The following is a 21465-nucleotide window of genomic DNA, read 5'->3' on the forward strand; positions in this document are numbered from 1 at the left end:
GTTGATCCTCGGCGCTCAGCCCGGCTGCGCGGGATTGAGGCTAAAATTGTTTCTCCGAGTCGATGAGCAGGGTCACCGGGCCGTCGTTGACCAGTTCCACGGCCATAAAGGCCTGGAACCGACCGGTGGCGACTCGGATCCCCCGCTGGCGGATTTCTGCGATAAAGCGCTGATACAGCGGCTCGGCGAGAGTCGGCGCCGCCGCTTCGGCAAAACCCGGTCGTCGGCCCTTGCGGCAGTCGCCATACAGCGTAAACTGAGAAATGATAAGCATCTCCTGGCCAATATCCAGCAGGGAGCGATTCATTTTCCCACCCTCGTCTTCGAAAATCCGCAGGGCGATTATCTTATCGGCCATCCATTTTATCTCATTTGGCCCGTCGGTGCCATGGATACCGAGGAAAACGACCAGGCCGGGGCCGATCGAGCCCAGCATCTCTTCCCCAGACGTCACCACGGCCCTGCTGACCCGCTGAACTACCGCCCGCATCTCACTCCATCCTCTGCCGGTGCTGCCGGCGGCTTGCCGGTACAGATTGCTTGCGGCTGCCGGCGGTGGCGGGCAGAACCGTTTCCACCGGTATCCTGTTCGAGATCAAGGGAAATTCCCGGAGCTGAATGGTCTGGGCAGGCGGGGAAGGTCAAAAGGGACATCGGAATGACGAACCTGAACGAAAATGAGGAGGTGGCTGGGAGAGATCTGATGATTTGAGAAAACACAGGACTACAGGATATACTGCCAGGATCCGGCACTGTCAACCGGGAATCGGAGCAGCGGGAAGAACGGCAGCGACGGATTGGTCCGGCAGGTTTGGTCTGGTTGGAGAGGGGAATGTCGGGGAGGGCAACGGGTATCCACCGGGGTTAGGAAAGTGAAGGATGGCTATTCACATTGCCAACTCGAGATGGTATGTTAAAAAATCTGGATGTATCAAACTTTTAGACAATATGGTCAGTTTCCCAAAGGATGATCCATGATACAAAAACTACAAAGTCTTATCGAGAGGTTGTCAAAGGAGCTGCCTGGCATTCTGGCTGCCGCGGTCGTCACGGTCGACGACGGCATGTCGATTGCCGCAGTGCGGCGTCGCGAGGATATTGAAACCGATGCCGCCTCGGCGTATCTGGCCTCGATTGTCCGATCGAACGCCAAGGCCATCCGTCTGCTTGCCGATGACGAAGAGGTTGATGACATCCTGGTGACCACCAGCCACTATCATTTCATCATCAGGCATACGCCGGGACAGCCATTCTTTATCTTTGTCATGACCACCAAGGACGAATGGCTGGCCAAATCGAGGATGCTGATCAGGAAATACGAAGTGCAGTTTGCGCAGTTCGCCGAATACTATCGCAGAAACTATGGCGAGGAGTGAAGCGGCGCCACTGCTGTCGGCTGCGGTGTTCCGGGAACAGGCGGGAGCCGGCAGATTGAGGTGCCCGGGGTCATGAGCCGCGGGCAGCATGCAGGAGGGGCCAGGCTGTTCGCCTGCCGGGCCCCATGGCCATTTACAGGGAAGCGGCTTCCTGGATTCTTTTCGAGTTCTTTTTGATCGCAATCCTGATCCAGCCGAGATTGGTGTCCTTATCGGCGACAATCACAAGGAATGCCTCTTCGCCGACCGGCGCGAACAGAACCGGCCCTTCCGCATACTCGAGCATTGTCATGTTCAGATTCCCCTGGCCGAGCTGCATCCCCATCGACTCTGCTGATCCGAATCCCGACGAGGCGATGGCGCCGATCATTTCGGCATCGATGCCTGACCTGGCCATGCTGTCGAGCAGAAAACCGTCTCGACCGACGAGACAGGCAGTGTGAACGCCTTCAATACCGGTGAATTCAGCCAGGATCTTCTGGATGTTGGTCATGTCGTTATCCTCTGTAGATGTTTGATCGTTGGGTTGGCTGCCCGGTTTGTCTGCGGGGGCAGTCGATTGTGTATCATTCCGGGGGATGTCCGGATCTGCCGATGCCGTCGGGACCGGCACTTGTTTCTCTTCGGCAAACGGGGCTACCGATCCGGATGTTGACTCAAGAATGGCGCTGTCCAGGTCTTCGAGGGCCGATTCGGCTGGTGCTGCGACCACCTCCCCACCGCTTTCATCGGACTTCAGCGCCACTTCAAAGAGGAGGGACTCGAGGCTCTTTTCGATCGTGACGACGGGAGGTTCCACCCCTTTGATGTTCTGCAGTGAACCCCCCTGGAACCTGAGGATCGAAAAAAAGGCCTTCTCGCCGCTTTCATTGTCGCACATCGCATGTACGACTTCGCCGTTCTTGAAGAAGATGATGCCTTCGTGGTCGGTGGTCGTCACCTTCAGGGCTGCTGTCGACCGCGAAAGCCCGTTGAATTGGACAATGTCCATCAGCTCGATTCCATCGACCCTCCCCTGAAAGCCCTCCGCTTCCCTGAGAACCTGCTCGACGGTATTTCTCATATCGTTGATGTCGAAAGGTTTTTCAATAAAACGGAGACTGCCGCTCATCATCGCCTCGTTTTTATAGGCATTCGATGGGTAGGCGGTCATGATGATGACCCCGGTCTGGGGGTAGCGGTTGTTGATCTCGATCAGCAGATCAAGCCCGTTCATTCCCGGCATGTTGATGTCGGTGATGACCAGGTTGACACTCTTGTCGCTGAGGATTGCAAGGGCTTCTTCGCCCGATTTGGCGGCGAGAATCTCGACATCTTTCATCCCCTTGTTGAGATTTCTCTGCAGCATCCAGAGCATATCCTCTTCGTCGTCTACTACCAATACGGTCTTCATTTTCTCTCCTCGTGTATCCGCCTGTGATCCGCGGGAAATAACCTGAACGGGGCAGCCATCGATGCTCCGGTACAGCTCCAATTACTGATCGATAGCGTTGAAGCAAGAGACATGCCAGAGCAAGCAAGTGGTAAAATTTGCTATATAACTATTTGTAGATAAACGATGTATTTGAATAACTGCAGCTGGTGGGGGACAGGCCCTGCTGGACCGAAATGGACAGAATCCGACCATGTGGTCAGATTCTGTCCATTTCCAGTTTCTCGCGTAGGGTTGTACGGGAGATCCCGAGGAGACGTGCCGCCTTGGATTTGTTATTACCGGTGAGGTTCAACACCTTTTCAATATATTGCCGTTCCATCGCGCGCAGGGTGAGGATTTCCGGAGTGCGGGCCGGGCCGGGTTGACTGATCTGGGAGGCCAGCCCGTGAAGGGTGATCCACCCGGTGCGGCAGAAGATCGCTTCGCGCTCGATGGTGTTGCGGAGTTCCCGGATGTTGCCGGGCCAATCATAGTGCAGCAGCTCCCGGCAGGCCGAGGGGGAGAAGCCGTTGATCTCCTTTTTCAATTCCTTTTTCAGGGCCTGAAGGAAATAGTTGGCCAGGAGCAGAACATCTTCTCCCCTTTCCCGTAAGGGCGGCAGCGGTATGGGGATGACATTGAGCCGATAGTAGAGATCCTCCCGGAAGCGTCCCCGGTCAATCTCCTCCTCGATATCGGCATTGGTCGCGGCGATGATCCGCACCTGGACCTGGATGTCCTTGATCCCCCCGACCCTTCTGAAGGTCGATTCCTCGATCAGGCGGAGGAGTTTGGGCTGCAGGGAGATCGGCAGGTTGCCGATCTCGTCGAGGAACAGGGTGCCGCCGTTGGCGACCTCCACCAGGCCTTTTTTGTCCTGGCGGGCATCGGTGAAGGCGCCCTTGTCATGACCGAAGAGCTCGGACTCGATCAGATTGGCTGACAGCGTGCCGCAGTCGACCTTGACGAATACCCCGCTCTGCCGCTTGCGGCGGTCATGGATGGCCCGGGCCACCAGTTCCTTGCCGGTGCCGGTTTCACCGGTAACCAGGATCGGGGCGCCGACCTCGGAGGCCATCAGGATCGCTTCCTTGACCCGGCGCATGGCCTCGCAGGAACCGAGGATCCGATCGATACCGACCTCGGCGGTTTCGAGCCGCGCCTTTCTGCCGATCAGGCGGGATTGCATGATCCGGTTGAGGATCGACCTGAACTCGAGGAGGTCGAAGGGTTTGGCGATATAATCGACGGCCCCGGCCCGGAGGCAATCGACTGCGGTCTTGGCATCGTTGATGCCGGTGAGCATGACGATATCGACATCGGGATTGATCTCCTTCAACCTGCCGATCAGGGAGATGCCGTCGGTGTCCGGGAGGCCGATATCGAGAAAGATGAGATCGATGACCGAGGTGGCGGCGGTATCGAGGGCACTGGCGCCGTCCGGGGCGGTAAAGGCGGTATATCCGTCCTTCCTGACCAGAGCGGAAAGGGAATAGCGCAGGTCCTCGATGTCGTCGACGATCAGTACCGCGCCCATTACTCCTCCACCTGGAAGAACATGGTGAAGGTCGTCATCCTTCCTTCGATGCTGTCGACGGTGATGATGGCGTCGTTTTCCTTCAGGGTCCGGTAGACGATGGAGAGGCCGAGTCCGGTGCCGGTCGTCTTGGTGGTGAAAAACGGCTCGAAGATCTTTTCGAGGGTGGCGGCAGGCATGCCCATACCGTTATCGGAGAAGGTTACCATGACATAGCGGCGATCGGTCTGAAGGCTGGGATGAAATTTCCGGTGAACGTAGACCTTGTTTTTCGGCACAACCTTGGCCGCGATCTCGATCTTGCCCTGCTCCCGGATGGCGTCGATGGCGTTGAGTATGAGATTGAGAAAAACCTGCTGCAACTGGTTGGGATCGACAATGATGTTCGGCAGATCCTTGGAAAGGAGCTGGATCAGCTTGATCTGCCGCTTCATCAGTTTGTTGTTGATGAGCGGGATGGTTTCGGACAGGATGGCGGCAAGGGAGGTCGGGCACTTGTTGGGAATGACCGGTCTGGCATAGGAGAAGAACTCCGAGAGCAGCTCATTGAGGCGGTTGACCTGGTGGATGATGCGGCGAGAGCATTCGAGCTGGTCTTCGTTGCCCTCGGCATTTTCCTCGATCGACTGGGCCATGATCTTGATGCCGGCCAGGGGGTTGCGGACTTCGTGCGCCACCGCGGAGGCGATCTCGGCGACGGTCGAGAGGCGATTCATCTTCTCCATCTCTTTGCGGACATATTTCAGCTCCGAGATATCACTGAGTGAGATGATATAGCCGACTTTGCTGCCTTTGGCATCCTCACGCGGGACCGTGGAGAAACTGATGATCTTCTGTTCACCGGTCGGGGTGATCAGGGTAATCTCGTTCTCCGTTTTCGATGCCTGCTGTGTCTTGTCATTCAGGATCTCCGCGGCCTTTTTCCTGCCGAGAATGTCAGCCAGCAGCCGGCAGTCCAGCGTTGCCGCGAATGGGTTGAGGATCGACTGAGCGACGGCGTTGCTCTTGATGATATGGCCCTGCAGGTCGGTGACCAGGAGACCATGATGGAGCCCCTGGATGATCGAATCGGAGAATTTTTTCTCTTCCCGCAGGTTGATGATCGAGATGCGCAGGTCATTGACGAGGTTGATCAACTGCTGGTCCATGCGCTGGTTTTCGATGACCGTGGCGAGAATATTGGCGATGGACTCCAGCAGCTGTGCGGTTGCGGGGGTATGACTATGGTGGTGATTGCCGTAGATAACCATCACGCCCGATGGTGTCCCGTCCTTGATGATCGGGACACAGTAGTGACCTCCGGCGGACTGGAAAGTGCTCCCCGCCATGGACAGTGGTGGCGGGGAGGCAAAAAACCCGGCTTTGCCGTCCCTTGCCGTTTGGCCGCAGTGGCAGAGCCCGAAACGAACCTTCCTGCAGGCCAGGCCCTGCTCCTCGCTGAAACCCCTGGCGGCTGTCAGCAGAAGGAGCTCGGAATCCGGTTCGACGAGAAATATGGCTGCCTTGCGGTTGAACTCGAATTCTCCGAGGGAGATGAGATAATCGAGGATGTGCCCGAGTTGGTCCTTCAGTTGGGAAGGCTCGAGCGATATTTTCAGGATATCATTAATGATTTCCTGGTGTTTTAAGGGATCTTGGGGTTGCGGAAATGAAGATATGTCGTATTGCCTGCTTTCCATACGCCTCAAGTGAACGCCTCTGCGACATCCGTTGCGGATCTGTGTATTCCTCGTCGAGGGTTTATCGCTGACGGGGCAGGTCACCGTCCAGCCCGGGGCCGAGAGGCGGATCTGCACCAGAAAACCAGTACGGAAGAATACAGTTTTCAAGCTGATTTTGTCAATTGACAAACAGGGTGTCCCGGGAACCGTCAAACCCCTTTGTCTGTCTTTGCGGACAGAGAAATCAGATTTTCCCGGTTGCGAGCAGAACCGCCACCGCCAGTCCGAGGCAGACCCGGTAGTAGCCGAAGATAGCCATACCGTGCCGGTTGAGGTAGGAGACCATCCATTTGATTGCGGCAACGGCGGACAGGAAGGCGAAGACCAGGCCGACGGTCAGGGACAGGGGGTCGAAGATCTGGAGCATTTCCTCGCCGTGTTTGACCGCGTCATAGGCGGTCGCCCCACCCAGGGTCAGGACGCCCAGTAGAAAACTGTATTCGACCGCCGCCGGCAGCGACATCCCGACCAGCACCCCGCCGACGATGGTGATCAGGCTGCGGCTGACCCCCGGCCACATGGCGATGCACTGGGCGAGGCCGATGACCAGGGCCATTTTCCAGGTCAGATCATCCAGGGCTACCCCGTTCCGGGCGGTCTGCGGCTGCGATTGCCGGTGCCAGTGGACGGCAAGGATCGCCAGACCTCCCGTCAGCCAGGCGGTCACCACCGGCCAGGGGCCGAACAGCCAGGTCTTGATGGTGCCGTTGAACAGCAGGCCGATGACCGCCGCCGGCAGGAAGCCGACGATGATGTTGACGAGGAGGCGGAGGCCGACGGGGTCCCTGCCGGCCAACCCGGCGAAAATCTGGCGGACCCGGCGAAAATAGAGGCCGAGGACGGCGATGATGGCACCGGCCTGGATGCAGATGGTATAGGCCTCGACGGCATCCTGGGAACGTTGATCGCCGTTGCCCACGCTATCGCCGTCGATGCCCATGATCCGTTGGGCGAGGAGAAGATGACCGGTGGAACTGACCGGCAGGTACTCGGTCAGTCCCTCGACGACGCCGAGGATGGCGGCCTGACCGACGCTCATCGCCGGTGGCCCGACTGCTGCCTGGCCGACAGGCTCGCCGGTAGCGGTCGCCGGGGGCTGACTGCCCAGCCAGAGGCCGGCGCAGATGAACAGGAGAAGGAGAGAGCGGATCGGCGTCATGCTCGGGGAAGGACCTTGTCGGCTTGCGGAATCAGGCGATGGTGCCCGGTGAGAGTGGTTCGGGAATACGGCATGAACCTACCATGGCCTCCAGCCGATGGCAAGTTTGATGTTGCCTGGCCACAATACAGCGCAATGAGGGTGGCACCACTATTTTCGACCGAGGGCCTTCTCCAATCGGGCCATGGCGATCCGGTAGCCGTACAGGGCCCGGTAGTAGTTGCTCTCCGCCTGGCTGTGCAAGGTCCGCGAGTCGAGGACCTCGGTCGAGGTGATCACCTGATTGAGGTACTGAAGGTTGGTGATCCGCCAGTTCTCCTGTGCCTGTTTCCTCCCCTGTTGGGCGGCGGCGATGCTGTTTTCGGCGACCTGCAGGTCGAGCCAGGCCTGCTTCACGGCCAACCGGATCTGCTCCTCCGCCTCCCGCTGCCTTTCGGTCAAGGCCTGTTTCGAATACCGCTGTTTGGCGACGGTGGCCCCGGTCTTGCCCCATTCGAAAAAATCCCATCTGGCCGTCAGGGTGACGCTGGCGTTGTGATCGTTGGCGAAATCGTTGGTTTCGGCCCCGAAGTCGCTGCCGTTCCGCTCGTACTTGCCGTTGACGGCGATGGTCGGATAGTAGCCGCTTTGGGCGATGGTGATGGCGTGGTCGAGGCTGTCGAGCCCCAGCCGGTAGCTCTTCAGTACCGGGCTGTTGCGCCGGGCCTCGTCGTAGAGGGGCTGCAGCTCGAGAAGCCGGGTGGTGACGGCGGTGAAATCCTCCAGGGTCCGGCCCGGTTCGATCTCGCGCCCCATGATCCAGCCCAGGCGGCTGCGGGCCACCTCGCTCGCTGCCCTGGCCCGTTCCCGTTCCTGGATGGCGTTGGCCAGGGAGGCCTCGGCCTTGAGCAGATCGTTGCGGGCGTTGAGGCCCTGGGCCAAAAACCCGGCGGCGTCATCGCGGTGGGCGGTCAGCGCGGTGACGTTGGCGTCGGCGACCAGGCTGAGCCGGGCCGCCAGCAGGGCCTCGAACCAGGCGACCCGCAGGTCCTGACTCACCGCGACGATCTGCTGCTGCCGCTCCAACTCCCGGATCTCAACCCCGATCTTCGCCATCTCGTGGCGGCTGGTGACGGCGAAGCCGGTGAACAGGGGCTGGCTCAGGGACAGGTCCCAGCGGTGGACATCGTCATCGCCGACCACCATCGGGACCCCGCCGATGCGCTGGTACGGTTCGTCCTCCAGCAGCGAATAGCCGTACTGGGCCGAGGCCTTGGGCAGGAGATCGGCCCGGGCCGCCCTGACCTCTTGGCGGGCGCCGTCCCGGATCGCCGCGGCCTCCCTGATCAGGGGGCTGTGTTGGAGAGCGATGGCGAGGGCCTCGTCGAGGGTGAGAAGTGGTCCCTGGGCCGCCACGGCAAGGCCGGCGGCAGGCAGCAGGGTGAGGGATAAAACAAGGGCAAGGAATCGGTTCATGGGCTGTACCTTGAAGAGGGTCCGGTCATGAGATGGTCTTCTTGAATCCGGCGGCGGCGATGGCGACAAAGGCGCCGGCCAGCACGGTCTGGGCGGTGATGCTCGGCCAGAGGGTGGCGACGCCGACATCCCTCATCACGATGCCGCGCAGGATCTCGAGATACCAGCGCATCGGGTTGAGCATGGTGGCATAGCGGACAAGGGCGGGCATGTTGTGGATCGGGAACAGGAAACCGCTGAGCATGACCGACGGCATAAGGACCAGGAAACTGGTGAGCAGGGCCTGCTGCTGGGTGGCGGCACTGCCGCTGATGATCAGCGCCAGGCCCATGTTGCCGACGAGGTAGATGCCGGACAGCAGGTACAGCAGGGGCAGGCTACCCTGGATCCGGACGCCGAAGACGACGTAGGCGACGGCGAGCATGATCGACATCGAGATATAGCCGGTGATCATGTAGGGAATGGTCTTGCCGAGAATGAACTCGAGGCCGCGGATCGGCGTGACCATCACCTGTTCGATCGTGCCGATCTCCTTTTCCCGGACGATCCCGATGCTGGTGAGGATGATGCTGAAGATGAAGAGCATGACCGCGATCAGCGACGGGACGTAGTAGAACCGGCTTTCCTGGTTGGGGTTGAACCAGGCCCGGCTGACCGTGTCGAGTTGGACCAGAGGGGTGGTGAGGCCTTTGCGGTCCTGGCGCTCGGTCTGTTTCCGGTCGTTAAAGGCGCTGACGATCATGCCGGCGTAGCCGAGGGCGATGGCGGTGCTGTTGCTGTCGGTGCCGTCGGTGATCAACTGGAATTTGGCGGTGCGGTCGGAAGCGAGGTCGTCGGCAAATCCCGCCGGCACCCGCAGCACCGCCCGCACCTCGCTCCGGTCGAGCAGCTCGGCCAGTTCCCGTTCCGCCAGAGCATAGTGGACGATGCGGAAATAGTTGCCGCCGGTGAACTCGCTGATCAATTCGCGCGAAGCCGGGGTCTTGTCCATGTCGAGGACGGCGGTGCGGATATTCATCACGTCGGTGGTCAGGGCGAAGGCCATGACGGTCATCTGGATCACCGGCACCCCGAAGATGACCACCCGCATCCGCGGGTCGCGCAGCATCTGCAGGAATTCCTTGATCAGCATTCTCCGGATCCGGTTGAACATCGCTTACTCCAGCTTGAAGGCGAAGGCGCGGTTGGCGGCAACGATCATGATCAGGGCGTAAACGCCGAGAAACACCGCGTCGAGCCAGAGGATGTCGAGACCGATCCCCTTGAGGTAGATCCCCCGCAGGATGGCGATGAAATAGCGGGCCGGGAAGATATAGGTCAGGATCTGCAGCGGCACCGGCATGTTCTCGATGGCGAAGACGAAGCCGCTGAGCAGCAGCGTCGGCATGAAGCCGGTGATGATCGCCATCTGGTTGGCCAGCACCTGGGACTTGAGGAGGATACTGAGCAGCAGGCCGAAGAACAGGATGCCGGTGAGAAACAGGGCAGCCAGGGCGAAGAGCAGGCCGGCGTTGCCGACGATCGGGACATCGAAGACCCACCGGCCGATGAAGACGGCGAGGGCGACGTCGATCATGCCGATGGCGAAGTAGGGGACGACCTTGCCGAAGATCAGCTCCGGGGCCGTGAGCGGGGTGCTGATCAGCTGCTCCATCGTCCCGCTCTCCCACTCGCGGGCGATGGTGGTGCTGGTCAGCATGGCGGCGACGACGACCATGACCAGGGCGATGATCCCCGGGATGAGGACGGTCTGGCTGCGCAGGTCGGGGTTGTACCATGACCGCTGCTCCATCACGACCGCCGGTCGCAACCGGCCGCGGCCCTGCAGTTCCTTCTGTTCCGCCGCGACATTGCCGGCGTAGATGGCGCCGAGGGTGGTGGCGTAGGTCATCGCCAGGCGGGAGGTGTTGGCGTCGCTGCCGTCGCCGATGACCTGGATCGCCACCGGCCGCCCGGCGTCGACCCGGGCGGCGAAATCGGCGGGGATGACGAGGGCGATCATCGCTGCGCCGCTGTCGAGGTCATGCTGCAGGCCGGTATAGCCGTCACGATGGCTGCGGATCGAGAAGTAGGGCGAACCGGCGAAGAGCTCGAGCAACTCACGGCTGGCCGGGGTCTTCGACTGATCCCAGACCACGGTCGGCACCAGCCGCAGATCGAGGGTCAGGGCGTAGCCGTAGAGCAGGATCAGCACCAGGGGGATGGCCAGCGCCAGGGACAGGCTGCGCCAGTCGCGCAGGACGTGGAGCGTCTCCTTTCTGGCTACGGCGGCCAGACGGCGCGGATTCATGGCCGTTCCCCCTGTCCGCCGGGGCCCTGGCGGCGGTTGACCTCCTCGATCATCGAGATGAAGACATCCTCCATGCTCGGCAGGATCGTTGTCAGGGAGGTATCCTTCATGTTCAGGTCGTCGAGAAGGCGGGTGATGGCCCGGGATGCCGCGGCCGCATCGGCGGCAACGATATGGAGGCCGGAGCCGAACAGCGAGGCGTCGCGGACCTCGGGCAGGGCGCGCAGAGCGGCGACCAGGCCCAGCGGGTCGGGACAGCGGAGATCGATGATCTCGTCGTGCATGAACCGGGTCTTCAGCTCCAGCGGCGATCCGATCGCGATCATTTTCCCGCCGTAGATCAGGGCGATCCGGTCGCAGTATTCGGCCTCCTCCATGTAGTGGGTGGTGACGAAGATCGTGATCCCCTGGCCGGCCATGGTGGAGATCAGATTCCAGAAGCGGCGGCGGCTCAGCGGGTCGACGCCGCTGGTCGGCTCGTCGAGGAAAATGATCGGCGGCTCGTGGAGGATGGCGCAGGCCAGGGCCAGACGCTGCTTCCAGCCACCGCTGAGGATGGCGGTCAGGCTCCGGCGGTGGTCGGTGAGGCCGGCCATCTCCAGGGCCCAGGACTTGCGGCGGTCGAGCCGGTCGCCGGCGAGGCCGTAGATGCCGCCGTAGAAATCGATGTTCTCCTCGACCCTGAGATCCTCGTACAGCGAAAACTTCTGGCTCATGTAGCCGATGTGCAACTTGATTTCCTCGGCCTGGCGGCGGATATCGAACCCGGCGACCGTGCCGGTGCCGGCGGTGGGGCGCAGCAGCCCGCAGAGCATGCGGATGGTCGTGCTCTTGCCGGCCCCGTTGGGTCCGAGAAAGCCGAAGATTTCCCCTCTTTTGACCTGGAAGCCGATATCGTCGACGGCGACGAAGTCGCCGAAGCGGCGGGTCAGGCGCTCGACCGTGACGACGCTGCCGTCGCCGGCGGCAGCGGCAGGCGGCGGCGCAAAGAGGGCGGTCGGCTCCGGTCCGGCGGCGCTGCCGTCCGTGCGGTCGAGGACGCTGACGAAGACATCCTCCAGCGAGGGGGACGATTCTTTCATGTGATCCCAGTCGACGCCGGCCAGCTCCAGGAGGCGGCGGGCCTCCTCGGTGGCCCGGTCGATATCGGGACAGACCAGGTGCACCGAATCGCCGAAGGTGTTGACGGCGGTGGCGGAGGTGCGGCCCTCCAGGATCGTGGTGACCTCGCGGGCCCGGCTGCTGCGGATGGTGAGGATCCTGCCCGGCATCAGTCGCCTGATCTCGTCGGGACTGCCCGTGGCGAGGATCCTGCCCCGATCGAGCAGGGCGACCCGGTCGCAGCGTTCGGCCTCGTCGAGGTAGGCGGTGGTGACCAGTATCGCCACCCCGGCCTGCAGCAGCTTATGGAGGATGCGCCAGAAGTCGCGGCGACTGACCGGGTCGACGCCGTTGGTCGGTTCATCGAGCAGCAGCACCTTCGGCGTGTGGATCAGGGCGCAGACGAGCTGCAGCTTCTGCTTCATCCCGCCCGACAGGTCGCCGGCCCGGCGGTGGAGAAAGGGCCGCATGTGGCTGAAATCGAGGAGTTCGCCGATGCGCTCCTGCCGGCCCCTTCTGGCTACGCCGTACATGTCGGCGTAAAAGTCGATATTCTCGAGGACGGTGAGATCCTGGTACAGCCCGAAGCGCTGGCTCATATAGGCGAGCTGGTCCTTGACCTGCGCGGCCTCGGTGGCGACGTCGAACCCGGCGATCCTGGCCGAGCCGGCGGAGGGGGCCATGATCGAGGCGAGCAGCCGCAGACTCGTCGACTTGCCGGCCCCGTCCGGGCCGACCAGGCCGAAGATCTCCCCCGGAAAGACCTGCAGGCTGAGGCCGTCGACGGCGGTCAGCGGCCCGAAGACCTTGCTCAAGCCGTCGGCCTGGATCGCCGGGAGGGATTGGGGTGTCACCGGTTCTGGTCCCATTGACGGTTCATGCTCGTGGCGGCTGATTCATCGTTGGCTGAACTCTATCAGGGCATCGGCCGGCATCCCCGGTTTGAGCTGGCCTTCCGGGTTGTCGAGGTCGATCTTGATCCGATACATCAGCTTGACCCGTTCCTCGAAGGTCTGGACCGATTTGGGGGTGAATTCGGCCTCGCTGTTAATGAAGCTGATCCTGCCGGTGTAGACCCTGTCGGGGTAGGAGTCGGTGGTCACCTTGACTTCCTGATTGAGTTTGACCCGGCCGAGGTCGGTCTCGTTGATATAGGCCCGCAGCCAAGGCCGGGCGGTCTCGCCGATGGTCAGCACCGGCGCGGCGGGGTTGAGGTATTCGCCGGCCTCGGCCGAGGTGCTGAGGACAACGCCGTCGACCGGTGCGAGCAGGTCGGTATAGCTGAGCTGCTGCCTGGCCTGCTTCAGTGTCTCCGCCGCCGTGGCGACCTTGGCGCGGGCCTGGTCGATCGTTTCCGGCCGCGGCCCCGCCCGCCGCAGATCGAGCTGCTCGGCGGCGGCGGCCACCCGCGACCGGGCCTCGTCCCGGGCGTTTTTCGCGGTCTCGTGGAGGGTGCGGTAGTTCTCGAAGGCCTTGCGGCTGACTCCGCCTTCTTTGTACAGGGCAGCGTAGCGGTCGTGGTCGAGGCGGGCCTGGTCGAGCTGGACGACGGCCGATTTTTCCATCGCCACCGCCCGGTCGTATTCGGCTTTGGCTGTTTGGATCTCCTGGCTCCGGCTGCCGGCCAGGAGTTCGGCCAGGACCGCCCGGGCATAGGCCAGGTCGGCCTCGGCCCGGGCCACGGCGATCCGCTGGTCGGTCGCCTCGAGCATGGCAACCTGCTGTCCGGCGGTGACGGCATCTCCTTCCTGCACCAGACGTTGTTCCAGCCTGCCGGGGATCCTGAAGCTCATCTGGACCTCGGTCACCTCGATATTGCCGGAAATCCTGAGGGAAGCGGAATCGTCACGGTGATCGAGGCGGTTGTAGATGAAGGTCGCGAGCACCACCAGGACGACAACGACGGCAACGATGCGGATCCGTTTGTTCATGGCTCATTCGATGGGGAAAAGGGGGTGGAGTGGGGCTGCGGGTCGGGGACGCTCCCTGCACCCCCGCCGCTGACGATCCCGGCGATACCTCCGAGCGAAAAACGCCAGACGAAATCGGACAGTCGGTCGAGCTGGGTCTCGATCGGGATCTCGCTGCCGGTGATCCTCTTGACAACCGGTGCGGCCAGGGCATAGTAGAGGCATTGGCCGATGATGCTGACGGCGCAGGGGAGCAGGACCTCCGGCCCTCGATGCTTCCCGATGATACCGACGAGGATGGTGAGCAACAGTTCCTTGTGCGGCTTGATGTATTGGTCGAGCACGGCCTCGAAGGCCGGGGAGGGATCGAGCAGTTCGCGGGCGATCAGCCTTCCCTTGCCGTGGCGGCCGCCCCATCCCTCGCTGCTCAGCAGCCGGTAGAACATGGACCGGATGAAGACAAACAACTGCCGCTCGGCCGGCATGTCGCTGTCGATCCCGCCATGGGAGGGAAATCGGGTGAAGCCGGTATGGAAGACATGCTCGAGAACGGCGGCGTACAGCCCTTCCTTGTCGCCGAAGTGGTAGTTGATGGCGGCGACATTGACCCGGGCGGCCTCGGCGATCCGGCGGATCGTCGTCGCCTTGAACCCTTCGCGGCCAAAGATGTCGCCGGCCGCTTCGAGGATTTTCTCTTTTGTCGTGGATGGTCCAGTCAAGGCGCTCCTCTTGTTAAACAAGTGATTCAAACAGAAGAGTAAAACAACTGTTTAACCGTTGCAAGCAAAAATTGTCATGGCAGTCCGGCTGGTCAGCTCGTTTGCAGTTGTATTCATGACCATCGAGGAGCGATAATGACGGCAAGGGTAAATAAGGCTTGAGGGATGATTTATTTTATGTTAGTGAATACAAACAGTTGAATCGACTTATGGGGGGGTGCCGGGCCCTTTGGCGGTTTCGGCTGCGGCGACAGCGATAACGAGATCGGGTCATAGCAGTCATTTCCGAGGGTGCAGGTGCCGAACAGGGGCGTCGTTCCTGAAACAACGAGGCGAGAGGAATACCGATGAAAAAACTGCTGCTGGTGCTCATGGCTGTCATCCTGTCCGGCTGTGCCGGTACGGGGCCGAACAAGACCAACCTCAACCCGGAACTGGCCGAACAACCGGCCGGGGTGTATCCTCCCGGAATTCTCATCACCGTCGAGGGCAAGGATAACCGGCCCCAGCAACAGGTCGTCATCTATACGGTCTCTAACGATCCGCCCATACTGGTCAATCAGGTGGCGCCCCATGTCCTGCTGGCCGAACGTCTGGCCGACGGTTTCAGCCAGCAGGGGCTCCTGCGCGGCGGCCAGACGCCGGTGGTGGTAACGATTGCGGTGGAGGAGCTGCTGGTGACGGTCGGCCGGACCAAGAGCGGGCTGCTGTACAAGTCGGTTGCCAGGAGCCGGATCAAACTGACGATCAACAATCGGGGGTCGGTCCTCACCAAGGACTATAATCGCCAGGAGAGCAAGGAAACGGCGACCAAGCCGAGCATCGCCGATCTTGAAAAGATGCTGAACGTCCAGCTTTCGGATGTGCTCCAGCGAATCCTTGGCGACGGCCAGATCCGCGAGTCTATCCGGGGCGGAAACTGAGCCTCCAATCAGCAAGAAGCCACTTGCCTTTGCGATTGCCGCCTTCGATCAATGGTGGAGCTCATACGGAGAATTCCCCGTCCTGGTCTCCACCATTTTTTTTGCAGTGGCTCAGAGCAGTTTCCGGACTGCCGATGACACCGCGACCCCGCCTTTGCCACTGTAGGATTCGTGGTTTTTCTCGATATCCGGCAGTTTGTAGAGATAATTGACCATCATCCCGGCCGATTGGTGGAGGCCCTTGTCGGAAAGATCGGCGGCCCAGTTGATCTGTTCGATCCGGGCGCCGTTGGCGAGGTGAAAATGGGCGACGCGGTCGAGTGCCTGCCGGCCTTTTTTCGCCGAGGTCAGGTAGCGGGCGCAGAGCCTCAGCAGCGGGACCTGAAGGGCATTCCTGCTGTTGGTCGCGGCGGAATCGCCGCCGCGGATGATATCGAGCAGGCCGGGTTCGTTTTCGGCCGGCTGCAGCAGATCGAGCACCCGTATCTCGCGCTCGCTGAGCCCCGATTCGCGGGCCTCGGTCCGCAGCCAGTGAATGAATCCGGGGATCGGCGACAGGGTCGAGAAGTTCTTCAGATTCGGCATCCTGGCGCTCAGGTCCCTGACCACCCGCTTGATCAGAAAATTGCCGAAGCTCACTCCGGCAAGACCCTTCTGACAGTTGGAAATCGAGTAGAAGATCGCCGTGTCGGCCTTTCTCGGATTGATCACCGGAGCCTGCTCGTCGAGCAGGTCATGGATATTGGTCGAAATGCCGTTGACCAGGGCGACCTCGACGAAGATCAACGGCTCCTCCGGCATCCGTGGATGGAAGAAGGCGTAGCAGCACCGGTCGTCGCCGAGCCGGTTCTTCAGGTCGTCCCAGGAGCGGATGGCGTGGACCGCTTCGTACTCGATCAGTTTTTCGAGCAGGGCCGCCGGCGTCTTCCAGGTAATTTGTTGCAGGTTGAGAAAGCCGATGTCGAACCACGATGCCAGGAGACCGAAGACGTCCTGGTCGAGGGCCGCGAGCGCCGGGTCCTCGCGGGCCCACGGCATCAGCTCGGCCCGCAGGTCGACGAGGAATTTGACCCCTTCCCGGAGTTCGTTGAATTGGCGCAGCAGTCTGGTCCGCGGCGGTTCCAGCTGGCGGCGCAGGTCGCTGGTCGCCTGCTGCAGCTGTTCCGGGCCTTCGCTGGCCCGGCGCCGCTCGATCGCGGCCTCGACGGCATCGTTGTCGACATCGTAGTCGGTGGCCAGCAGCTCGAGAAAGCGCCGGCGCCCCTGGGGATTGAGGACCAGGTAGGCCTCGCCGAGTTCAGCGGCCCTGGCCCTGGCGGACATCTCGCCGCCGCGCCCGTCGAGGCAGGCCTTGATTTTTTTCCGCAGTTTATCGAGATCGCCGGTCGGCAGATCCGGTTCGACCACGTCTTTCAATTTGCCAGAGTCACCAAGGGGCCAGATTCTCCGAATTCGTCGCAGGGTCCAGTCCCAGATGGGTTCATCCGCAGTGCGCATGGATCCTCCTGTAAGCTATGGAAACAGGGTGATAGGGGAGATCGACAGAACCGTTTTCGTCATCTTAACGTGGGAATGAAGGAAATGACAGGGGCAATCGGCAAAAAGCATGTATCGTGGGTGCCTGTCAGCTCGCCTGCAGTTGAAAAATCGTTTTGAGATAGAATAGATAGAGTATCAACAGCAATACCCCCCCGTCTGCGTTCAATGTAACCTGTACGCGTTGGATAGGTACATGCCAGTGATACGAAACCAAAAACCAGCGCCATGAGCAGCTCGCGCCATGGCACGACGATGGGGTGGATGATCGCCGCGATTGGAATGATGGCCAGGCCGGCAATGGATGACAGCACTATCAGCAGGATGCGGTGTTCGCCAAGGACCGCCTCCACGACGCTCAGCTGCCTGCGGGCCTCGACACACGTGGCGACAAGCCAGGCGATGAACATCAGCATCATCAGGAGACCGTCGATCCGGGAAAGTTCGCCATCCACCAACAGAAGGCCGGTGATGCCCGGGGTCAGCAGGGCGACGGGGAAATCGCGTTGTACGGTGTTACGGGGTGTTTGAATCCCGGAAATCACCAACGCGAGGCCGAGAATGAAGGCGACGTTCATGATATTGCTGCCCAGGGCGTCTCCCAGCGCGATCTGGGGCGTTCCGGACAGGGCGGCACGGATCGAGACCGACAATTCCGGGCTCGACGTGGCGAATGCGGCAACGGTTGCGCCGATAATGCCGGGAGAAATCCGCGCCCAATGGGACAGCCCTACTGCTCCGCGGACGAAGATCTCCCCGCCGATTCCGGCGCATACCACACCAATGATCAGGATAGTGTAATCGGTCATTGCATTCATGGAGCGAGCTGCGGAGGGAGTTCCGCCCCCGACAGCAATCCGGGGGCGTGGGTCGATTTCACGGGGAACGGTAATACACATTGTGCAGTTTGTGTACCTGCTTTCGTTTCTGTATAACGGAACTCTCGATGCTCATTCGCTTCACTCTACCATTGCCTTCAGGAGGGCATCCCTGGCATCAGAATAAAACTGAATGTCGATCCTTGTTGCCATATCATCCGACAGATCAAAGAGCTGCCGACGGCAGGCCACCGGCATCAACAGCGCCGAAGCACCTTTCTCAACCGCAATCTCGGCAATGGTGACTGGGTTGTGAATCGACTCGATAGAGCCGCCTAGATTGATCTCTCCCACGATAATCAGACCGCCGCGTACGCTTTTCTTCAATAAGCTGTGCAGACGCAATCAGTGATGCCATGCCGAGCTTTGCGCCCGGGGAACGGATACACACAGATAAAGGTCGCCCGGGCAAACGGGATACAGACACAGCTCTTCCCCGCATATCATGAGACAGTATCATACTTGAGCCCAGGACTCCATTGGTGTGGTCCCTTGTCGTTCCGGCAGGCAGGGTTGTCGAGGCATAGTTGACCATATGGGTCCTCGGTCCCATCATCAGTTTCGACCTGTCTTCAGAGGTCTGGCCGAAGGCAGATGCGATGGAGTGGGCATGAACCTCTCAGGCCGATAAGCCGATCTACCAGGAAAAATGAGGGATTTTGCGTTATGGAGGCGCTCCTGGCGGCAGACGCCGGGCAGTGGCATCAGAACAACCAATGTCAGCGGGAATTTGCCATCCTTCGTCAGCGCCTGCCGAATGGCCTTGAGCATGTCATCGCTGGAAATGTCCTGAACGTAAGGGTAGAGATTGTTCAGGGTCTCGACGCAGGATACGGACGATGAAAAGAGCTTGGGCTTGGCTTGAACCAGAGCGTCATGAAGGCCCTCTGCCACATAAAAGTTGTCCAACTCCTCGTCCCAGTTGAAACCATTCTGCTCAACATGGGCGCGAACCTGGCCATAGATGTCTTCGTGCTTGAGCCACATGACGAAGCGGGCAATCGGGTATTGCTCAGGTAACTCAGCGGATCGGAAAATTAATCCCAGCAGCGCCATTCGAACCGACTTGTCACGAGAGCTCGAGCCCAATGTCCCAGATACCGCATGCAAGCCTCCATGGCGTTTGGCCTGGGTACTCAACTCCTTGATGTGGTCACGGATGCTTTGCGGCAGGCTGGCTATGCCTCGAGCAGTAGCTCTATCCTCAAAAACCGTGTCAACCCAAAGCGCCCGGAGCATTTTGACGAGATGCGATTTACCTGAACCGTAAAAACCACTGACCCAAACAGCCGGTTGCTGCGCCTGGTCGATGTTCTGCAAGTAGGTCTCGAGGATGTGGGCCATCCCTTTTTCATACTGGCCGTCGCAAACGAAGGTCTCCAGTTCGTAACGGAGTACCGCCAGCGCCTGGCTGGTCTTCTCGTCGTTGACGCTTGCCACACCCTCGTTGACCAGTTTTCGGGTGGCCGGATCTTTTTGGTAAATGTCACGATTATTCATCATCAATTCCTCGTTCAATATTCCTTGTCCGCAGTGATCGGTACAGCGAGATAATTCCACCCGTCATAGCCATCCAGCAGCCTGTAGTTGTTGTTTTCATAGCTGCCCGGGAAGAAGACCAGCAGCCGCCCCTTGACCATGGGGGCCAACTTGTCGACGACTTCTTTCACTTTCAGAAAGCCGAAAAGTGTCCCGACGCCCTGGAGCGCAACGACGGAATCAGCTCCGATATCGTTCTTCTGGAGGAATGACTCGAACTCCTCGGTGATGAAAGCGAGGTATTTCGGCAGCAGCGTGGAGAGCAGGTGCGGCTTCTGGAAGTAACTTCTGGCATACCGTTGCGAGGCGAGCCAAATGGCAAAGGTATCCGTCAGGTCGAACATGGCCCATGCGTGGCCTGCCTGTCGGGTGACGATTTCAAATTCATCGACTTTGGCCCGCAACCAGCGTTCTTCATTTTCGTTGTAGACACAGAAGATCACGCGCTGTGCAGCGGAGGCATCATCGCGCCACGGGACGGAAATGTATTTGCTGTAGGACTGTATAAGCCGTTTAACTCTGCTCACGAAGCCACTCCATTTCTTCTTGATTGATCAAGTTCGGGAACAGAACCTCGATGACGTCGCCTACACGTTTGAACACAATCCACCCTTTGCGAGAGGCCTCTTCGGCAAGCTGGGTGGCCTTGTCGAAGGGGCAATCAAGCAACTTGGTGTATTCCGTTTGAAAAAGTGCCTGTCCCCGGACACCTGTAAGATAGCCAAGGAGCAAAGCGTAGGAAACATTTCCGGCTGTCGGATTGGCACGGGAGCGTACTTTTCTGACCCTCCCATCGAGGTGACCGGATTGGGTCCATGTCGCGTTTAAATTCTTGGCGTTTGAGGCAAGCTTCGCCGGGCTATATCGCCCCGGATCAAGGCCGTCTAAAAAAACCTCCATTGAGTGTCGAGAAACCGATGCTCCCTGAGAAAGGTTTAATATGTATTTAGCGGTGGACCTGAGGAGACCGTCGCGTGCATACACACAGAGAAGTGCCAGAAGAGGACGACCTGCAGGATCTCGTTGCCAGAAAAAGAGCAAAGAACGAAAAAGCAGTCTGCCTGGGTCAAGTGAATAGAGCTCGACCAAAAATCGTTTTGATATCTGCCGATTTTTTTCTGTCCGTTTCGCCAGGCAGTTGTCTTCGACAATTGCGCGAGTATAATCTGTTTTAGCGGCATCTGTGGTTGACATATATTCCAGAAGGCTGGTCAATTCGGTCAACATCATGGTTCGCGAAACATGGGGAGAGCCTTGCGGAAAGGCGAACCCGAACCGAAGTAGATGAATTTGCCTTTCAGTCATGCTTATCACTGGTCACGGTCCCGCCCTTACGCACCCACTCGTCGATTTCGTCTTTCTTGAACTTCCAGAGACGACCGATTTTGTGGGCAGGCATGGCTTTTTCACTGATCCACTTGTAGACCGTATCCCGCTTTACACCGAGATAAACCCCGATCTCATCTACAGATAGCCATCTGTCTTCCATTGTCTTCACTCCGTGTGCTCGTTACCAACTCGAAAGCTGATAAAGCACAAGTTGAAATTTGAGAGGGCTATACCCACTCTCATTCGGCTTGGTCGGACTAAATCATCAATAGGACTACGAGGCCGAGGGGGAAATGTCAAGGCAATGTTTGCCTTTTTAACCGAGTTTGTCCGACTGAGATCCATGTCGAGATTCTTTCGTGTCCGGCGTCGGTGAAGGTCTCCAGCTTCTCGTGAATTGATCATTCCAATATTTCCCGGTTCAGAGGGTACCGTAGGTGAAGGGCTGTCACAATTACAGAATGGTAACCTTGAATAAAGCGTTGAATTGCGTTAGTCACCCGGCTGCAGCACTTGCAGTCAAATGGAGGAGGCCCGCCCGTGCCGCTGTCGAGTCGAACAGAGCATCATAGGCCTTG

The 21465-nt window shown here is 59.8% G+C and carries 18 protein-coding genes and 2 pseudogenes; 2 read left to right on the top strand and 18 right to left on the bottom strand.

Features of this window, described 5'->3' with window-relative positions:
• Positions 1-40: 40 nt before the first annotated feature.
• Complete coding sequence (dtd, locus tag ACWGKN_RS16785; RefSeq protein WP_452095665.1) at positions 41-490, bottom strand: D-aminoacyl-tRNA deacylase; 450 nt, start codon at positions 488-490, stop codon at positions 41-43.
• A gap of 484 nt (positions 491-974) precedes the next feature.
• Here dtd and ACWGKN_RS16790 point away from each other — a divergent pair, with 484 nt between their 5' ends.
• Positions 975-1376: a roadblock/LC7 domain-containing protein gene (locus ACWGKN_RS16790; protein ID WP_424255046.1), complete on the top strand. Its 402-nt coding sequence runs from the start codon at positions 975-977 to the stop codon at positions 1374-1376.
• A 133-nt stretch (positions 1377-1509) separates the two neighbouring features.
• Here ACWGKN_RS16790 and ACWGKN_RS16795 read toward each other — a convergent pair whose 3' ends face one another.
• The 10 genes from ACWGKN_RS16795 to ACWGKN_RS16840 all read right to left on the bottom strand — a co-directional run bounded on the left by ACWGKN_RS16795 (position 1510) and on the right by ACWGKN_RS16840 (position 14682).
• Complete coding sequence (locus ACWGKN_RS16795; protein WP_452095666.1) at positions 1510-2769, bottom strand: response regulator; 1260 nt, start codon at positions 2767-2769, stop codon at positions 1510-1512.
• A 238-nt stretch (positions 2770-3007) separates the two neighbouring features.
• Positions 3008-4327 (bottom strand): sigma-54-dependent transcriptional regulator, encoded by a 1320-nt coding sequence (locus tag ACWGKN_RS16800; protein WP_035228226.1) that lies wholly within the window; start codon positions 4325-4327, stop codon positions 3008-3010.
• Positions 4327-6006 (bottom strand): ATP-binding protein, encoded by a 1680-nt coding sequence (locus ACWGKN_RS16805; RefSeq protein ID WP_035228224.1) that lies wholly within the window; start codon positions 6004-6006, stop codon positions 4327-4329. Before ACWGKN_RS16805 ends, ACWGKN_RS16800 begins: the two co-directional genes overlap by 1 nt.
• A gap of 226 nt (positions 6007-6232) precedes the next feature.
• Complete coding sequence (locus ACWGKN_RS16810) at positions 6233-7207, bottom strand: undecaprenyl-diphosphate phosphatase (RefSeq protein ID WP_424255043.1); 975 nt, start codon at positions 7205-7207, stop codon at positions 6233-6235.
• Positions 7208-7357: 150 nt separating this feature from the next.
• Positions 7358-8662: a TolC family protein gene (locus tag ACWGKN_RS16815; protein ID WP_035228221.1), complete on the bottom strand. Its 1305-nt coding sequence runs from the start codon at positions 8660-8662 to the stop codon at positions 7358-7360.
• A 25-nt stretch (positions 8663-8687) separates the two neighbouring features.
• Positions 8688-9815, bottom strand: a complete 1128-nt coding sequence (locus tag ACWGKN_RS16820; protein WP_452095667.1) for an ABC transporter permease — start codon at positions 9813-9815, stop codon at positions 8688-8690.
• 3 nt (positions 9816-9818) lie between these two features.
• Positions 9819-10952: an ABC transporter permease gene (locus ACWGKN_RS16825; RefSeq protein WP_035228217.1), complete on the bottom strand. Its 1134-nt coding sequence runs from the start codon at positions 10950-10952 to the stop codon at positions 9819-9821.
• Positions 10949-12922 carry an ATP-binding cassette domain-containing protein gene (locus ACWGKN_RS16830; RefSeq protein ID WP_452095668.1) on the bottom strand — a complete coding sequence of 658 codons (1974 nt, stop codon included), beginning with the start codon at positions 12920-12922 and terminating at the stop codon, positions 10949-10951. Before ACWGKN_RS16830 ends, ACWGKN_RS16825 begins: the two co-directional genes overlap by 4 nt.
• Before the next feature lie 27 nt (positions 12923-12949).
• Positions 12950-13984 (bottom strand): efflux RND transporter periplasmic adaptor subunit, encoded by a 1035-nt coding sequence (locus tag ACWGKN_RS16835; RefSeq protein WP_035228211.1) that lies wholly within the window; start codon positions 13982-13984, stop codon positions 12950-12952.
• The gene (locus ACWGKN_RS16840) at positions 13981-14682 is read right to left on the bottom strand and encodes a CerR family C-terminal domain-containing protein (protein WP_052159807.1); all 702 of its coding nucleotides are present in this window, start codon (positions 14680-14682) and stop codon (positions 13981-13983) included. Before ACWGKN_RS16840 ends, ACWGKN_RS16835 begins: the two co-directional genes overlap by 4 nt.
• A gap of 347 nt (positions 14683-15029) precedes the next feature.
• On the opposite strand from ACWGKN_RS16840, the gene ACWGKN_RS16845 reads away from it, so the two are divergent.
• Positions 15030-15605 carry a YajG family lipoprotein gene (locus tag ACWGKN_RS16845; protein ID WP_035228209.1) on the top strand — a complete coding sequence of 192 codons (576 nt, stop codon included), beginning with the start codon at positions 15030-15032 and terminating at the stop codon, positions 15603-15605.
• 111 nt (positions 15606-15716) lie between these two features.
• On the opposite strand, the gene ACWGKN_RS16850 is transcribed toward ACWGKN_RS16845, so the two are convergent.
• The 7 genes and pseudogenes from ACWGKN_RS16850 to mads1 form a co-directional block, all read right to left on the bottom strand.
• Positions 15717-17102: a malonyl-CoA decarboxylase gene (locus tag ACWGKN_RS16850; RefSeq protein ID WP_452095669.1), complete on the bottom strand. Its 1386-nt coding sequence runs from the start codon at positions 17100-17102 to the stop codon at positions 15717-15719.
• A 59-nt stretch (positions 17103-17161) separates the two neighbouring features.
• Positions 17162-17959, bottom strand: coding sequence for a sodium:calcium antiporter (locus tag ACWGKN_RS16855; RefSeq protein ID WP_452095670.1), 798 nt, complete (start codon positions 17957-17959; stop codon positions 17162-17164).
• A gap of 141 nt (positions 17960-18100) precedes the next feature.
• Positions 18101-18392 (bottom strand): annotated as a pseudogene (locus ACWGKN_RS16860) (peptidase); the annotation flags it as partial.
• A gap of 332 nt (positions 18393-18724) precedes the next feature.
• A pseudogene (locus ACWGKN_RS16865) lies at positions 18725-19519 on the bottom strand (BREX system P-loop protein BrxC); the annotation flags it as partial.
• Between the two features lie 14 nt (positions 19520-19533).
• Positions 19534-20085 carry a BREX protein BrxB domain-containing protein gene (locus tag ACWGKN_RS16870; protein WP_035228190.1) on the bottom strand — a complete coding sequence of 184 codons (552 nt, stop codon included), beginning with the start codon at positions 20083-20085 and terminating at the stop codon, positions 19534-19536.
• A complete protein-coding gene (locus tag ACWGKN_RS16875) occupies positions 20072-20863 on the bottom strand; it encodes a hypothetical protein (RefSeq protein WP_035228187.1) in 792 nt (263 codons plus the stop codon). The genes ACWGKN_RS16870 and ACWGKN_RS16875 overlap by 14 nt, the downstream gene beginning before the upstream one ends.
• The gene (mads1, locus tag ACWGKN_RS16880) at positions 20856-21047 is read right to left on the bottom strand and encodes a methylation-associated defense system helix-turn-helix domain-containing protein MAD1 (RefSeq protein WP_035228186.1); all 192 of its coding nucleotides are present in this window, start codon (positions 21045-21047) and stop codon (positions 20856-20858) included. The genes ACWGKN_RS16875 and mads1 overlap by 8 nt, the downstream gene beginning before the upstream one ends.
• Between the last annotated feature and the right edge of the window lie 418 nt (positions 21048-21465).

The sequence above is a fragment of the Desulfoprunum sp. genome (genome assembly GCF_053613775.1).

What these genes read in the sequence shown, in the direction of transcription:
- ACWGKN_RS16790 (WP_424255046.1), top strand. Translation starts at nt 975, where the DNA reads ATGATACAAAAACTACAAAGTCTTATCGAGAGGTTGTCAAAGGAGCTG.
- mads1 (WP_035228186.1), bottom strand. Translation starts at nt 21,047, where the DNA reads ATGGAAGACAGATGGCTATCTGTAGATGAGATCGGGGTTTATCTCGGT.
- ACWGKN_RS16810 (WP_424255043.1), bottom strand. Translation starts at nt 7,207, where the DNA reads ATGACGCCGATCCGCTCTCTCCTTCTCCTGTTCATCTGCGCCGGCCTC.
- ACWGKN_RS16825 (WP_035228217.1), bottom strand. Translation starts at nt 10,952, where the DNA reads ATGAATCCGCGCCGTCTGGCCGCCGTAGCCAGAAAGGAGACGCTCCAC.
- ACWGKN_RS16835 (WP_035228211.1), bottom strand. Translation starts at nt 13,984, where the DNA reads ATGAACAAACGGATCCGCATCGTTGCCGTCGTTGTCGTCCTGGTGGTG.
- dtd (WP_452095665.1), bottom strand. Translation starts at nt 490, where the DNA reads ATGCGGGCGGTAGTTCAGCGGGTCAGCAGGGCCGTGGTGACGTCTGGG.
- ACWGKN_RS16805 (WP_035228224.1), bottom strand. Translation starts at nt 6,006, where the DNA reads ATGGAAAGCAGGCAATACGACATATCTTCATTTCCGCAACCCCAAGAT.
- ACWGKN_RS16855 (WP_452095670.1), bottom strand. Translation starts at nt 17,959, where the DNA reads ATGAATGCAATGACCGATTACACTATCCTGATCATTGGTGTGGTATGC.
- ACWGKN_RS16795 (WP_452095666.1), bottom strand. Translation starts at nt 2,769, where the DNA reads ATGAAGACCGTATTGGTAGTAGACGACGAAGAGGATATGCTCTGGATG.
- ACWGKN_RS16815 (WP_035228221.1), bottom strand. Translation starts at nt 8,662, where the DNA reads ATGAACCGATTCCTTGCCCTTGTTTTATCCCTCACCCTGCTGCCTGCC.
- ACWGKN_RS16875 (WP_035228187.1), bottom strand. Translation starts at nt 20,863, where the DNA reads ATGACTGAAAGGCAAATTCATCTACTTCGGTTCGGGTTCGCCTTTCCG.
- ACWGKN_RS16800 (WP_035228226.1), bottom strand. Translation starts at nt 4,327, where the DNA reads ATGGGCGCGGTACTGATCGTCGACGACATCGAGGACCTGCGCTATTCC.
- ACWGKN_RS16820 (WP_452095667.1), bottom strand. Translation starts at nt 9,815, where the DNA reads ATGTTCAACCGGATCCGGAGAATGCTGATCAAGGAATTCCTGCAGATG.
- ACWGKN_RS16850 (WP_452095669.1), bottom strand. Translation starts at nt 17,102, where the DNA reads ATGCGCACTGCGGATGAACCCATCTGGGACTGGACCCTGCGACGAATT.
- ACWGKN_RS16830 (WP_452095668.1), bottom strand. Translation starts at nt 12,922, where the DNA reads ATGGGACCAGAACCGGTGACACCCCAATCCCTCCCGGCGATCCAGGCC.
- ACWGKN_RS16845 (WP_035228209.1), top strand. Translation starts at nt 15,030, where the DNA reads ATGAAAAAACTGCTGCTGGTGCTCATGGCTGTCATCCTGTCCGGCTGT.